The sequence below is a fragment of the Streptomyces cynarae genome (assembly GCF_025642135.1).
In the GTDB taxonomy this organism is placed as follows: domain Bacteria; phylum Actinomycetota; class Actinomycetes; order Streptomycetales; family Streptomycetaceae; genus Streptomyces; species Streptomyces cynarae.
The window spans coordinates 5,043,613-5,057,374 of record NZ_CP106793.1; the positions used below are offsets into that span (position 1 = coordinate 5,043,613).

Here is a 13,762-nt window from a genome sequence, read left to right on the forward strand (position 1 = left end):
TGCCCTACGGCTCTACGAACGGCCCGGCCACCTACGGCACATCCATCCCATACGTGGCCATAGAGGATGCCGCGCTACCAGCGTAGGCAGAGGGAGGGGCGGGGGCCTGCGCACGGCGGCGGGAGCAGGGCGGCGCGGGTCGGCGGGTCGGCGTGGGTCGGCGTGGGTCGGCGTGGGTCGGCGTGGGTCGGTGGCAGGGACGCGAACCGGAACAAGGTAAGAATTAGCTCGCCGAGGTGACCCGATCCACCTGCTCTGATTACGAGTGGTAACCGGTTTGGGGGCGTCGGCGTTAGTGCAATGCGGTGACATCCGGGTCGCCGCCGGATCGGTTACATGGAAGCCTCAAGAGTGCGCGCGCTGGGGGAGTCCGTCAGTGGGGGATCTGTCGAAGCACAGGAGACAAACGTGAAATCCTCACTTCGCACCCGCTCCGCCCGTGCGCTTGCCGCCGGTGCCCTCTCTGCTGCGCTGCTGGCGTCCGCGGCGGCCACCGCGTTCGCCGTCGGCCCGGTCGCACCCAACCCGGTCGCGCCCGACCCGGCGCACAGCACGTCGGCGAAGTTGCCGGACCGCCTGGTGACGAAGCCGGACCAGCCCAACCTCAAGCCGGCCGTGACCGCGGCCTCGATCACCATCCGCGCCAACAGGACCGAAGTGAAGTCCGGCCAGTCGGTGACGCTCACGGGTCAGATCAAGGGCCTGAAGGCGGGCGACAGGCTCGACCTCCAGCGCTACGACGGCAGGAAGTGGACCACCGTGAAGACCGTCACGGTCAAGCGGGGCAGCAGCTACACCTATGCCGTGGTCACCCCCAAGCTGACCGGGATGGGCAAGGAGAAGCTTCGCGTGGTCCACGCGAAGACGATGTCGCCGACGGTGACCATCACCGTGAAGTGACGCCGTGAACGCGGGGGCGTCCCGGACCGGGGCGCCCCCGCTTCCACGTGCCTGCCCCAGGGCGCGGGGACCGTGTCCGTCCCCTCGGGCGCGGGGAGGCCGGGCGCACCCGTAGTTGAATCGGGCCATGATCTATCACGTCGTACCGCTCGCCGACTGGAACGCTGCTCCCGACCGTCCGTACGCCCCCGCTTCCCTCGCCGAGGAAGGCTTCGTCCACTGCTCTCCCGACGAGGAGACGACGCTGGCCGTCGTCAACGCGTTCTACCGGGGCGCGCCGAGGCCGCTGCTGGCGCTGCTCCTCGACGAGAGCCGGCTCACCGCGCGGTGCGAGTGGGAGCGGGCGGTCCCCGCGCCGCCGCCGGGCGTGGCCGAGGGCACCCTGTTCCCCCATGTGTTCGGCCCGGTCGACCGCGACGCCGTCACGCGGATCCTGGAGGTCGAGTGGGACCAGGAGGGCCGGGCGGCCGGGCTGAAGGACGCGCACTGACCCACGCGTCGATCAACTCCTGCCGCCGGCCTCGGCCCAGGGACCGGGGCCGAGGGCCCGGCCACACGGTCAAGCCCTCCGCATCGCCGCCGACGCGTGACCTCCTCCGGACATCTCCCCGGTCCTCAGGGGTACCGGGCCGCGCGCCGCGGCGGGTGGGCGCCGCGGCGCGCGGCGGTGGCGCGGGAGGTCAGTCGGTCATCGCGTCGCGGACCAGCGCGGTGTCGACGAACTGCTCGAAGCGGACGATCAGGCCGCCGCGGACCACGAAGTGGTGGGCGACGCGGACGTCGATCGGTTTGCCGGTGGCCTTGTTGGTGGCGGTGTAGCGGGCCAGCACGACGACGTTCTCACCGTCCACGACGTAGGTGTCGTCGTGGGCGGTCCATCCGTCCCAGTACTGGCCGAGCTTCTCCATCACGTTCGACGTGACGCCCTCGGGGGTGCGGTGGGTGCCGGCGAGCGGGAAGCCGGCCATCTCCGTCCACTCCACGTCCGGGGCGAGCGTGGCGCGCAGGGCCTTGAGGTCACCGGCCGCCGAGGCCAGGTACTGGCGCCTTACGACATCGGCCGGGGCGGTGGAGGTCGCGAAGTCGGTGCTGTCGTGCGTCATGGTGCTCAGCCCCACTTCATCTCGCCCTTGGCGACCTTCGCGCCGATCAGCATGCCGTTGTCCGGGTACCGCTTGACCAGTGCTTCGGTCAGCGCGGCGCCGTCGGCGGCCTTGCCGAGCTCCTCCTCGAAGGCGAGGAGGTAGTCGCGGGTGTCGGTGATGGCGGTGGCGTCGGCGGGGGTGCCGGGCAGCCGGTGGCCGGGCACGACCAGTTCCGGCTCGAGGGCGGCCATCTCGTCCAGCAGGCCGATCCAGGCGGCACGGTCGCCCGGGGTGGGCGTGTCGGCGACCCAGACGTGCTCCTTCTGGAACAGCAGGACGCCACCGAGGATCGCCTTCTGCTCGGCCTGCCACAGGGGCGGAGCGCGCAGCAGACCGACTGCACGGGAGAGCATCAAGGCGCTCTCCGAGTACCTCGGTCACGCAGACCCGGGCTTCACGCTGCGGACGTTCACGCACCTGCTGCCGGCCGGCGAGACCCGCACCGCAAGGCGATCGACGACGCCTTCACCGAACCCGGCAGAAGAAGCTCAGGGCACATCAGTGCCCTCAGAGAGACCCATGTGCCCTCACTGTGCCCTGGCCGCCTGACGGTCCCTCCCGGCACATGACGAGGGCGGGACCCGAAAGCCCCGCCCGAACACACGAAAGCCGAGGTCAGGGCCACACCAGGCAATACGGCTGATGCCCCGCCTCATGCAGCCGATGCGAGAAGTCCTGCCACTCGTGCAGCAACTGGTACACGTTGAACGCGTCCCGCGGGCCGCCCCGGTCCGGCACCGTCGACCAGATGAAGGCCGCCGCGCCGACCTGTTCCTCGCCGATGCCGCGCAGTGGGTCCACGACCGTCATGGGGAGTTTGACGACCGCGTAGTCGGGGTGCAGGACCACCAGTTCCAGCGGTGGGACCTTGTGCAGCGGGACGCCCTCGATGCCCGTGAGCACCATCGCCGCCATCGTCTCCGGCTTGATCTTGGTGAACATGCCGCCCATGCCGAGCTCGTCACCGCCGAGCTCCTCGGGACGCATCGAGATCGGGACACGGGCTGCCGTGGCGCCGTCCGGCGCGCCGAAGTACTTGTACGTCACCCCCACCCGACCACCATTCCCGCTTCCTGCCCCGAGCCGATCCCGCCTACGGTTCACATGGTCCATGCCATCCATACGCGTCAGTCGGTCGATTCGCTCAGGACCGCCGGGACCGACAGGACCACCCTGTGAACCCTGCGTCTGACGTGTCTCGCTCGTTTCCTCCGCGTCGCGCCGGTGCCTTCCCCGCCGGGCACGCCGAGGACCGAGGTCATCGGTCCCTTCGCCCAGTCCGCCACCGCGATGCATATCTCCACCCGACTGCTTTTCTAGGACGCGTGGCCCCCGCCGCGCAACCCGATCATCGTGTCAGTGACCTCCCCCGCGGCCGCCCGCCGAAACGTGCGTTCAACCACCTGTCCGCGGGATCCTCGAGGCCTCTGACACCATGGCTAGTGTGAGCTATCCGTACGAAGCCCCAGTTTCGCAGACTCTTTTCGAGCGCGCGGCGGTCGTCACGCCCGGCGGCGTGAACTCTCCGGTGCGCGCCTTCCGCGCCGTGGGCGGTACGCCCCGGTTCATGGTGTCCGGTAATGGTCCGTATCTGACGGACGCCGATGGACGCGAATATGTCGATCTCGTGTGTTCCTGGGGGCCGATGATCCTCGGGCACTCCCACCCGGACGTGATCGCCGCGGTCCAGGATGCCGTCGCCCGCGGTACCTCCTTCGGTACGCCCGGTGAGGGCGAGGTCGCTCTCGCCGAGGAGATCGTCGCCCGGGTCGCGCCCGTCGAGCAGGTCCGGCTGGTCTCCAGCGGCACCGAGGCCACCATGTCCGCCATCCGGCTCGCCCGCGGGTTCACCCAGCGGTCCAAGGTGATCAAGTTCGCCGGTTGTTACCACGGGCACGTCGATTCGCTGCTGGCCGCCGCGGGCAGTGGTGTGGCCACCTTCGCGCTGCCCGACACCCCCGGTGTCACCGGCGCCCAGGCCGGCGACACGATCGTCCTGCCCTACAACGACCTCGAGGCCGTCCGCGCCGCCTTCGCCGCGCACCCCGGCGAGATCGCCTGCGTGATCACCGAGGCTTCCCCGGGGAACATGGGCGTCGTCCCGCCCCTGCCCGGGTTCAACCAGGGGCTCAGGGACCTGTGCCGGGACAGCGGCGCCCTCTACGTCTCCGACGAGGTCATGACCGGGTTCCGCACCAGCAGGGCCGGCTGGTACGGCATCGACGGGGTGGAGCCCGACCTGATGACCTTCGGCAAGGTCATGGGCGGCGGTTTCCCCGCCGCCGCGTTCGGTGGCCGCAAGGACGTCATGGCGCACCTCGCACCGGCCGGGCCCGTCTACCAGGCCGGCACCCTCTCCGGGAACCCGGTGGCCACCGCCGCCGGCCTCGCGCAGTTGAGGCTGCTCGACGACGCCGCGTACGACAAGGTCGACGCCGTCTCGGCCGAGATCCGTACGCTCGTCACGGAGGCGCTGAGCAAGGAGGGCGTGGCGCACCAGCTGCAGAACGCCTCCAACATGTTCTCCGTGTTCTTCACCGACCGGCCGGTGCGCAACTACGAGGACGCCAAGGCGCAGGAGTCCTTCCGGTTCACCGCCTTCTTCCACTCCCTCCTCTCCCAGGGCGTCTACCTGCCGCCCTCCTCGTTCGAGTCCTGGTTCGTCTCCACCGCGCACGACGAGCGGGCCATCCAGCGGATCGCCGACGCCCTTCCGGCGGCGGCCCGGGCAGCAGCGGAGGCAACCGCGGCATGAGCGACATCACAGTCGTCCACCTGATGCGGCACGGCGAGGTCGCCAACCCGGACGGAATCCTCTACGGGAGACTGCCCGGCTACCACCTCTCCGAGCTCGGCCGGCAGATGGCCGAGCGGGTCGCCGAGCACCTGGCCTCGCGGGACATCACCCACGTCGTCTCCTCCCCGCTGGAGCGGGCGCAGGAGACGGCCACCCCGATCGCCAAGGCGCACGGTCTCGATCTGGCCACCGACGAGCGGCTCATCGAGGCCGACAACGTGTTCCAGGGGAAGACCTTCGGTGTCGGGGACGGGGCGCTCAGGCGGCCCGAGAACTGGAAGCACCTGGTCAACCCGTTCAAGCCGTCCTGGGGCGAGCCGTACGTGGAGCAGGTCGTCCGGATGATGGCGGCGCTGAACGCCGCCAAGGACGCCGCGCGCGGGCACGAGGCCGTGTGCGTGAGCCACCAGCTGCCGATCTGGATCGTGCGCAGCTTCGTGGAGCGGCGGCGGCTGTGGCACGACCCGCGCAAGCGGCAGTGCACGCTCGCCTCCCTCACCACGTTCACGTACCAGGGTGACAAGATCGTGTCGGTGGGCTACACCGAGCCGGCCCGCGACCTGGTGCCGCCGCATCTGCGCGCGGGCGCCAAGCCGGCGAAGGGGAAGTCCGCTCCCGGGAACAGCAAGGCGTTCGGGGCCTGAGGGCCTGAGGGCCTGTGGGCCTGTGGGCCTGTGGGGCACAGGGTCTGACGGCGGAACACAGGGCCCGACGACGGAAGAGGGGAAACGTTCCACGCCCTACGGATGACGGCTCGGCGTACGCTTCGTCGCAAGACGTATCCAGTCCTGGTATCAGGCAGTATCTTCGTAAAATCCGCTACAGGTATGCGGTTTCAGCGGAACCTGCCTCTCCATCGCGCCCTCTCACTGTGCGACCACTGAGAGGGCGCTATGAGATGGGGACGGAATGCGGGACATCAGCCGACGGGGACTGATAGGACTCGGCGCGGGTGCGGCGGCGGCCATGGGACTCGCCGCGTGCGGTACCCAGCACGACGGCGCCAGTCCTGCCCACGGTTCCGACAAGGGGGGATCCGACGGTTCCGGCGGTCCCAGCAACAGCCCCACGGCCACCGCCCGTCCGCTGGGTGACGGCTCCACCGCCGACACCGGCAAGCAGCCGAATCAGCCGGACAAGCCGGTGCCGCTGGAGCCGGGCCAGACTCCTCCGCAGTTCGTGGTCTTCTCCTGGGACGGCGCCGGCGAGGTCGGCAACGGCCTCTTCCCGCGCTTCCTCGACCTCGCCAAGGAGCACGGCGCGCACATGACGTTCTTCCTCTCCGGGCTCTACCTGCTGCCGGAGTCGAAGAAGCGCAAGTACCTGCCGCCGAACAACGCGCCGGGCGCCTCCGACATCGGCTACCTCAGCGACGACCACGTCAAGGCCACGCTGACCAACGTCCGCCGGGCCTGGCTCGAAGGCCACGAGATAGGCACCCACTTCAACGGCCACTTCTGTGGCGAAGCTCACGGCTCGGTCAAGTGGTGGACGCCCAAGCAGTGGCACAGCGAGATCGAGCAGGCCAAGGCCTTCGTCAAGGAGTGGAAGACCAACACCGGCTGGCACGACATGCCGCCCCTGCCCTTCGACTACGACAAGGAGCTGGTCGGCGGCCGTACGCCCTGCCTGCTCGGCCAGGACAACCTGCTGCCCACCGCCCGCGAACTGGGCTGGCGCTACGACGCCTCCTCGCCCGGCGGCAACCAGGTGTGGCCGACGAAGCGGCACGGGCTCTGGGACTACCCGCTCCAGGCGATCCCGTTCCCGGGGCACAGCTTCCAGGTGCTGTCCATGGACTACAACATCATGGCCAACCAGTCGAAGAACTCGACCAAGGCGCCCGCGTACAACTACCCGGGCTGGCGCCAGCAGGCAGCACAGGCCTACATAGCCGGATTCAAGCGGGCGTATGAGACAAACCGGGCGCCCTTCTTCATAGGCAACCACTTCGAGCACTGGAACGGCGGCATCTACATGGACGCCGTCGAAGAGGCGTTCAAGCACATCGCTCGGGAGAAGGAGAAGGGCGCCGACGTCCGCATCGTCTCCTTCCGGCAGTTCACGGACTGGATCGACGTGCAGCGGCCCGAGGTCGTGGCCAAGCTGCGCACGCTCGGGGTCGGGCAGGCGCCGGCCGGCGGCTGGAAGGCGTTCCTCTCCGAAACCTCCGGCGCCGGCAAGAAGACGTCGAGCACCACTTCGGGCACCACTTCGGGCAGTCCCTCGAACCCCGCCTGAAATGCGGGTTTCCGCCCACAAGGGGGGTGCGCAAGATCCCCGGAACGGACATGCGAAACTTTTCACATGAGTGCCGCCTGTCGCGCCCCCCAGCGCCTGAACCGCACCAGTAGCCGCAGCCGCCGACGCGCCGTCCTGGCCACCGCCGGGGCCGCCGTCGCGGCGCTCGTCCTGTCCGCCTGCGGATCCGGCGGCACCTCGGGGGGTTCGGGCAACACCAACTTCATCACCGGCAAGGACGGCATCGCGACCGTCGAGAAGAGCGAGCGGGCCGACGCCCCCGACCTGTCCGGCACCACCGTCGACGGCAAGAAGCTCGACGTCGCCGACTACAAGGGCAAGGTCGTCGTCATCAACGTCTGGGGCTCCTGGTGCCCGCCCTGCCGCGCCGAGGCGCCCAACTTCGTCAAGGTCGCCAAGGAGACGGCGAGCAAGGGCGTCCAGTTCGTCGGCATCAACACCCGCGACACCAGCACCGGTCCGGCCCAAGCCTTCGAGCAGCAGTACGGGGTCACGTACCCCAGCCTGTACGACCCGACCGGCAAGCTGATGCTCCGCTTCAAGAAGGGCACGCTCAACCCGCAGGCGATCCCGTCCACGCTGATCATCGACCGGGACGGGAAGATCGCCGCGCGCACACTGCAGGCCCTCACCGAGGACAAGCTGCGCGAGATGCTCGACCCGGTCGTCGCGGAGAAGTGACGTGACGTCCGTCTCCACGCTCGCTGCCGAGGGCTACAACGGCACGGTGCTCAACGGCGCCCTGCTGGTCGCCCTCCCCGTCGCCCTGCTCGGCGGTCTCGTCTCCTTCTTCTCCCCGTGCGTCCTGCCGCTGGTGCCCGGCTATCTGTCGTATGTGACCGGGGTCACCGGCACCGACCTGGCCGAGGCCCGGCGCGGGCGGATGGTCGCGGGCGCCTCCCTGTTCGTGCTCGGCTTCACCGCCGTGTTCGTCTCCAGCGGGGCGCTGTTCGGGTTCTTCGGCTCGACGCTCCAGGAACACAAGGACGTTCTGTCCAAGGTGCTGGGCGTCTTCATGATCCTCATGGGTCTGTTCTTCATGGGGGCGATGCCCTGGTTCACCCAGCGGGAGTTCCGCTTCCACAAGCGGCCCGTGGCGGGTCTGGTCAGCGCGCCCGTGCTGGGCGCACTGTTCGGCATCGGCTGGACCCCGTGCATCGGCCCGACCCTGTCCTCGGTGCTGATGCTCTCCTCCGACCAGGGCAGCGCAGGCCGCGGCGCCCTCCTCACCGTCGCCTACTGCCTCGGCCTCGGTGTGCCCTTCGTGCTCGCCGCCGTCGCCTTCCGCAAGGCGCTCGGCGCGTTCGGCTGGATCAAGCGGCACTACCAGTGGGTGATGCGCATCGGCGGCGGCATGATGATCGCGACCGGGCTGCTGCTGGTCACCGGCGCCTGGGACGGCATCGTGCAGCAGATGCAGAGCTGGTCCGACGGCTTCACGGTGGGGGTCTGATCCATGAGCGACACACGGAGCACCGACGTGCACAGTGAAGAGGCCCCCGAGATCCTGGCGCAGGGCAGTGAGGCCGACCTCGGCGAGGCCGGGTCGCAACTGTCCACCGCCCCCGTCGAGACGGCTGTGCCCGGCTCCTTCGGCGGCTCCCGCGCCCCCGGCGCCAAGGGCTGGATCACCTGGACCGCGCGGGAGATCATCGGCTGGACCCGCTGGTTCTGGCGGCAGCTGACCTCCATGCGGGTCGCGCTGATCCTGCTGTTCCTGCTCTCGCTCGCCGCGGTCCCCGGCTCGCTGATCCCGCAGACCGGCCAGAACGCGCTGAAGGTCCAGGACTTCAAGGACTCGCACAAGACGCTCGGCGAGATCTACGACAAGCTCGGGCTGTTCCACGTCTACAGCTCGGTGTGGTTCTCCGCGATCTACATCCTGCTGTTCATCTCGCTCATCGGCTGCATCGTGCCGCGCACCTTGCAGTTCACCGGCCAGCTCAGGGGCCGCCCGCCGGCCGCCCCCAAGCGGCTGACCCGGCTGCCCGCGTACGCGACCTGGCGCACGGACGCCGACCCCGAGCAGGTCCGCGAGGCCGCGCTGGCGGTTCTGGGACGCCGCCGCTTCCGCGCGCATGTCGCCGGGGACGCGGTGGCCGCCGAGAAGGGCTATCTGCGCGAGGCCGGCAACCTGGTCTTCCACATCGCGCTCGTCGTGATGCTGGTCGCCTTCGCCTGGGGCCAGCTGTACAAGACGGAGGGCAACAAGCTGATCGTCGAGGGCGACGGCTTCTCCAACACCCTCACCCAGTACGACGACTTCAAGTCCGGCAACCTCTTCAGCGACGACAACCTGGTGCCGTTCAGCTTCACCCTGGACAAGTTCACCGGCACCTACGAGCGCAACGGCCCCAACAAGGGCACTCCGCGCACCTACCAGGCGAACATCACCTACAGCGTGGGCGCCTACGGCAAGGACAAGAAGACCACCATCAAGGTCAACGAGCCGTTGGTGATCGGCGACGCCAAGGTGTACCTGGTCAGCCACGGCTACGCGCCCGTCGTCACCGTCCGGGACGGCAAGGGGAACGTCGTCTTCCATGACGCCGTGCCGCTGCTGCCGATCGACTCCAACGTGACCTCCCAGGGCGCCATCAAGGTCCTCGACGGCTACAAGAACGCTGAGGGCCAGTCCGAGCAGCTCGGCTTCCCGGCGTTCTTCGTGCCGACCTTCGCGGGCGCCGGCCAGGGCACGATGTTCTCCCAGTTCCCGGCGCTCGACTACCCGGTGCTCGCGGTGTCCGCGTACCACGGCGACCTGGGCGTCAACGCGGGCATCCCGCAGAACGTGTACCAGCTGGACACCAAGGCCAGGGGCCTGAAGCCGTTCAAGGACGCCAAGGGCGACATCGTCAAGGCCCGTCTGCTGCCCGGTGAGACCATGAAGCTGCCGGGCGGGAACGGCTCGATCACCTTCGACAAGGAGATCAAGTCGTGGGCCGGCTTCCAGGTGGTGCAGCAGCCCGGCACCGGGTGGGCGCTCGGTGGCGCGATCGCCGCGATCTTCGGCCTGGCCGCCTCGCTGTTCATCCAGCGCCGCCGCGTGTGGGTGCGCGCGACGACCGGAGCCGACGGCGTCACCGTCGTCGAGATGGCCGGCCTCGGCCGCAGCGAGTCCGCGAAGGTGCCCGAGGAACTGGGCGACCTGGCCGCACTCGTCCACGAGCAGGCACCCACGAAGACCGACGAGAACGACGAGACCGCCGAGAGCGACGAGTCCGCCGACGACACGACCCCCGACGCCGACCCCGAACAGGAGCCGGACGCCGCAACCCCCGTACCTGCCGCTGAAGGGGCTCAGAAAAAGTGACCCTCGCCACCGCCACCAACGAACACCTCGCGAACATCAGCAACGCGCTGATCTACTCCGCGATGGCCGTCTACACCCTGGCCTTCTTCGCGTACATCGCCGAATGGCTCTTCGGCAGCCGCAGCAAGGTCGCCCGCACGGCCAACGCGCTCACCACCGAGGCCGGGCGGAAGGCCGCCGGGCCCGCGGTGACGGTCAACAAGGCGGGGGGCACCGCGGTCCTGGAGCGGCCCAAGGTCGTCACCCGGGCCGTGGCCGGCGCCCGTGACGTTCCGGACGGCCCCGGCGCCCACGGCAGTGACGAGCAGGGCGACCTCTACGGGCGTATCGCCATCTCCCTCACCGTGCTCGCCTTCCTCGTGGAGCTGGCCGGCGTGATCGCCCGCGCGGCCTCCGTCGAGCGGGCGCCGTGGGGCAACATGTACGAGTTCAACATCACGTTCTCCACGGTCGCCGTCGGCGTCTACCTCACGCTGCTCGCGCTGAAGAAGAACGTGCGCTGGCTCGGCCTCTTCCTGACCACCACGGTCCTGCTCGACCTCGGCCTCGCCGTCACCGTCCTCTACACGGCGAGCGACCAGCTGGTCCCCGCCCTGCACTCGTACTGGCTGTACATCCACGTCTCCACCGCGATCGTCTGCGGCGCGGTCTTCTACGTCGGCGCGGTCGGCACGATCCTGTACCTGTTCAAGGACTCCTACGAGAACAAGCTGGCGAGCGGCGGCAAGCCCGGCACCTTCGCCACGTCCGTCCTGGAGCGGCTGCCGTCCTCGGCGTCCCTCGACAAGTTCTCCTACCGCGTGAACGCCGCCGTCTTCCCGCTGTGGACGTTCACGATCATCGCGGGCGCCATCTGGGCGGAGTCGGCCTGGGGGCGGTACTGGGGCTGGGACCCCAAGGAGACCTGGGCGTTCATCACCTGGGTCGCCTACGCGTGCTACCTGCACGCCCGCTCCACGGCCGGCTGGAAGGGCCGCAAGGCGGCGTACATCGCGCTCATCGCCTTCGGCTGCTGGCTGTTCAACTACTACGGCGTGAACATCTTCGTGGGCGGCAAGCACTCGTACGCGGGCGTGTAAGTCCCTTGCGGCGAAGGCCGGTTCCTGTGACGCGGGTCATGGGAACCGGCCTTCGCCGTACGACGAGCAGGGCCGCGGCGAGGATCCGGGCAGCGAGGCGGTCCAGGGCGTCAAGGACTCGGCCGGACGCGAGGGTGCCGCGATCACGTGACCACGCGGGCGAGCGCCCGTAACGCGTGCGGAACGCCCTCTCGGGAGCGACGCTGGTGTCATGACCGATCCCATCGAAGAGGGCGCAGCCGAGCACCGGGGGGACGCGTACGTACGGCACTACCTGCTGCGCCTGCCCCGCCCCGTGGAGGACGTCTGGCCGGTGCTGGCCTCCGCCGCGGGCCTCGCGGAGTGGCTGGCCCCCGCAGAGCCGTTCGAACCACGGCTCGGCGGCGCGGTGGGCCTGCGGCTCCCTGACGGCCCGGCCGAGGGCCGGATCACGGCCTGGGACGTGGAACGGGTCGCCGAGTACACGGTGGCGGGCCGGGGCCGCATCCGCTTCCACCTGGAGCCGGGCCGCCCGACGGGGACGACGGTGCGGTTCACGCACGAGAGCGGGGAGGACAGGGACCCGGGCTGGCGGGAACGGTTCGAACGCCTGCTGGGATCCTTGGCCCAGGCTCTCGACGACGGTGCCTAGGCAGGGGGCAGGCACTCCTTGGCCGGCGGACGGCCCTCGGGCCAGGCGATGCGTACGAACCGCGCACCCCCGTCCGGGGTGAGTTCCACGATCGGTACGGCCTTGTCGTACGGGTTCCCGTGCACGTCGAGGCAGATCCAGCCGCTCGCCCCGTCCACCCGGTGCGAGCCCTTCATGAACGCCCACTCGTTCACCACGTCCGTCAGCGCCGGCACCGCGTCGCCGGTCGGCGTGGCCTCCCGCATGCCCTGCACCGCGAGCCGCATGGCGTCGTACGCGATGGTCAGCTGCCCGTCGGCGAGATCCACCGGACCGACCGGCCCCACCGGCTGCTTCGCGCCACGCGCGATCAGGCCGTCCAGCTCCTGCGCGTCCGCCGCGCTGCCGCCGGTCCGCGCCGTCTCCTTCTTCCACGCGTCGGGATGCGCGAGCGCGGTGTAGCGCACGGACAGGTTGCGCGTGAGGGCCTTCCAGTCGAGGCGCTTGTCCCCGTTGAGGTACGAGCCCTCGTCGCCCGTCAGCACGGTGAGCCGGTGGTCCATGCAGCCGCGCGCGCCCAGCGCGTTGACGAACTGCCGCAGCTGGGTGTGGCGCCCGGCGAACAGGATCGTGTCCGTGGTCTTCGGGGTGTCGCACACCAGTTGGGTGATCTGCCGGAATTGGTTCGCGGTCGTGCCCTCCTGCGTTCGGTCCACGGGCGGGGTGAACGGCTGCGCCTGGTACGGCGATCCGGCCACCAGCTTCTCGAACGCGCTCTGCAGGGTGCGCGTGTAGGGGTCGCCCGGCTTGTCGTACACCAGTAGCGCCCTTCCCCCGGAGACCCGGGCGAAGGACGCGAGCGCACGGGCCGAGTCGCTGTTGGTGGGGGCGACACGGGCGAGCCCCGGGTAGGGGTCCTTGCCGTCGGCCCCGTTGGCGAGGCTGTCGGCGGTGATGGAGGAGCCGACGACCGGGATGCCGCGGTGGGTCAGCTCCCTGACGGCGGCACGGTTGTTGTCGGTGCTCAGCCCTATCCCGGTCACCGCCCGCAGCCGGTCGGCGCCCTCGGTCATCTGCGTCAGCCGGTCGACCACTCGCGGCCAGTAGGACCCGTCCCGGCCGGTGTTGGCGAGCACCAGCCGGATCTGGGGGGTCTCCCCGGTCGCGTCATGGTTGGCCCGGTACTGGGCGAGATAGGCGCCCTGGAGTTCGTGCAGCGTGTCGTCCACGCTGTCCGGGTCGCTCGCGGTGAACGGCTCGAAGAGCGCGACGGTGACGTAACCGCCGGACTTCAGACGGTCGTTCTCCCGGTACACCGCCTCCACCACGTCGGCGAACCGACGCTGCCCGAAGTCGTACGCCGTCGTCGACACGCCCACACAGTCGCCGCCGTCGAGGCGGGCCACGCCCGGAGCGCAGGAGGGCTGCCGGCCGACGTAGGTGACGACGGCCCACGCGGTGCCGGCCACCAGCACGGCGGCGAGCAGCAGCGCCGCATACCGGCGGAAGCGGATCTCCCAGACGTCCTCGCGCAGCCAGGTCCACCAGCGTGCCGCCATCATCGCCCCCCGTTCTCGTACGGTCCGCGGGGACCGCCCCGGCCACCCGGACCACTCGGAACACCCCCGCCACACGGACCGCACCGGCCCGCCGTCA

The 13,762-nt window shown here is 69.9% G+C and carries 13 protein-coding genes and 2 pseudogenes; 11 read left to right on the forward strand and 4 right to left on the reverse strand.

Annotation, left to right across the window (positions count from 1 at the left end; translation table 11 throughout):
- Positions 1 to 408: 408 nt before the first annotated feature.
- Positions 409 to 900 (forward strand): DUF4369 domain-containing protein, encoded by a 492-nt coding sequence (locus N8I84_RS23125; protein ID WP_263231303.1) that lies wholly within the window; start codon positions 409 to 411, stop codon positions 898 to 900.
- 127 nt (positions 901 to 1,027) lie between these two features.
- Complete coding sequence (locus N8I84_RS23130; protein WP_263231304.1) at positions 1,028 to 1,390, forward strand: DUF952 domain-containing protein; 363 nt, start codon at positions 1,028 to 1,030, stop codon at positions 1,388 to 1,390.
- Positions 1,391 to 1,580: 190 nt separating this feature from the next.
- Here the strand turns inward: N8I84_RS23130 and N8I84_RS23135 are convergent, their stop codons facing one another.
- Together N8I84_RS23135 and N8I84_RS23140 are read right to left on the reverse strand one after the other, a co-directional pair.
- The gene (locus N8I84_RS23135; protein WP_263231305.1) at positions 1,581 to 2,003 is read right to left on the reverse strand and encodes a nuclear transport factor 2 family protein; all 423 of its coding nucleotides are present in this window, start codon (positions 2,001 to 2,003) and stop codon (positions 1,581 to 1,583) included.
- A gap of 5 nt (positions 2,004 to 2,008) precedes the next feature.
- Positions 2,009 to 2,359: pseudogene (locus N8I84_RS23140) on the reverse strand (MBL fold metallo-hydrolase); the annotation flags it as partial.
- Between the two features lie 25 nt (positions 2,360 to 2,384).
- Between N8I84_RS23140 and N8I84_RS43405 the strand changes: the two are divergent.
- Positions 2,385 to 2,594, forward strand: a pseudogene (locus N8I84_RS43405) (site-specific integrase); the annotation flags it as partial.
- A gap of 66 nt (positions 2,595 to 2,660) precedes the next feature.
- Here the strand turns inward: N8I84_RS43405 and N8I84_RS23150 are convergent.
- Positions 2,661 to 3,341, reverse strand: a complete 681-nt coding sequence (locus N8I84_RS23150) for a hypothetical protein (protein ID WP_200418704.1) — start codon at positions 3,339 to 3,341, stop codon at positions 2,661 to 2,663.
- 139 nt (positions 3,342 to 3,480) lie between these two features.
- On the opposite strand from N8I84_RS23150, the gene hemL reads away from it, so the two are divergent.
- The 8 genes from hemL to N8I84_RS23190 all read left to right on the forward strand — a co-directional run bounded on the left by hemL (position 3,481) and on the right by N8I84_RS23190 (position 12,127).
- Positions 3,481 to 4,800, forward strand: coding sequence for a glutamate-1-semialdehyde 2,1-aminomutase (gene hemL / locus N8I84_RS23155; RefSeq protein ID WP_263231306.1), 1,320 nt, complete (start codon positions 3,481 to 3,483; stop codon positions 4,798 to 4,800).
- The gene (locus N8I84_RS23160; protein ID WP_200418706.1) at positions 4,797 to 5,486 is read left to right on the forward strand and encodes a histidine phosphatase family protein; all 690 of its coding nucleotides are present in this window, start codon (positions 4,797 to 4,799) and stop codon (positions 5,484 to 5,486) included. The genes hemL and N8I84_RS23160 overlap by 4 nt, the downstream gene beginning before the upstream one ends.
- A 265-nt stretch (positions 5,487 to 5,751) precedes the next feature.
- The gene (locus N8I84_RS23165) at positions 5,752 to 7,083 is read left to right on the forward strand and encodes a polysaccharide deacetylase family protein (RefSeq protein ID WP_263231307.1); all 1,332 of its coding nucleotides are present in this window, start codon (positions 5,752 to 5,754) and stop codon (positions 7,081 to 7,083) included.
- A gap of 66 nt (positions 7,084 to 7,149) precedes the next feature.
- Complete coding sequence (locus tag N8I84_RS23170; protein ID WP_263231309.1) at positions 7,150 to 7,785, forward strand: TlpA family protein disulfide reductase; 636 nt, start codon at positions 7,150 to 7,152, stop codon at positions 7,783 to 7,785.
- A 1-nt stretch (position 7,786) separates the two neighbouring features.
- On the forward strand, positions 7,787 to 8,557 hold the full coding sequence (locus tag N8I84_RS23175) for a cytochrome c biogenesis CcdA family protein (RefSeq protein WP_263231310.1): 771 nt from the start codon (positions 7,787 to 7,789) through the stop codon (positions 8,555 to 8,557).
- A gap of 3 nt (positions 8,558 to 8,560) precedes the next feature.
- Entirely contained in the window at positions 8,561 to 10,417 is a 1,857-nt protein-coding gene (gene resB / locus N8I84_RS23180) for a cytochrome c biogenesis protein ResB (RefSeq protein WP_263231311.1), read from the forward strand.
- Positions 10,414 to 11,496 carry a c-type cytochrome biogenesis protein CcsB gene (ccsB, locus tag N8I84_RS23185; protein ID WP_263231312.1) on the forward strand — a complete coding sequence of 361 codons (1,083 nt, stop codon included), beginning with the start codon at positions 10,414 to 10,416 and terminating at the stop codon, positions 11,494 to 11,496. Before resB ends, ccsB begins: the two co-directional genes overlap by 4 nt.
- A 211-nt stretch (positions 11,497 to 11,707) precedes the next feature.
- The gene (locus N8I84_RS23190; RefSeq protein ID WP_263231313.1) at positions 11,708 to 12,127 is read left to right on the forward strand and encodes an SRPBCC domain-containing protein; all 420 of its coding nucleotides are present in this window, start codon (positions 11,708 to 11,710) and stop codon (positions 12,125 to 12,127) included.
- On the opposite strand, the gene N8I84_RS23195 is transcribed toward N8I84_RS23190, so the two are convergent.
- Positions 12,124 to 13,665 carry an ABC transporter substrate-binding protein gene (locus tag N8I84_RS23195; RefSeq protein ID WP_263234865.1) on the reverse strand — a complete coding sequence of 514 codons (1,542 nt, stop codon included), beginning with the start codon at positions 13,663 to 13,665 and terminating at the stop codon, positions 12,124 to 12,126. The two genes, N8I84_RS23190 and N8I84_RS23195, sit on opposite strands and share 4 nt — an antisense overlap.
- Positions 13,666 to 13,762 lie beyond the last annotated feature (97 nt).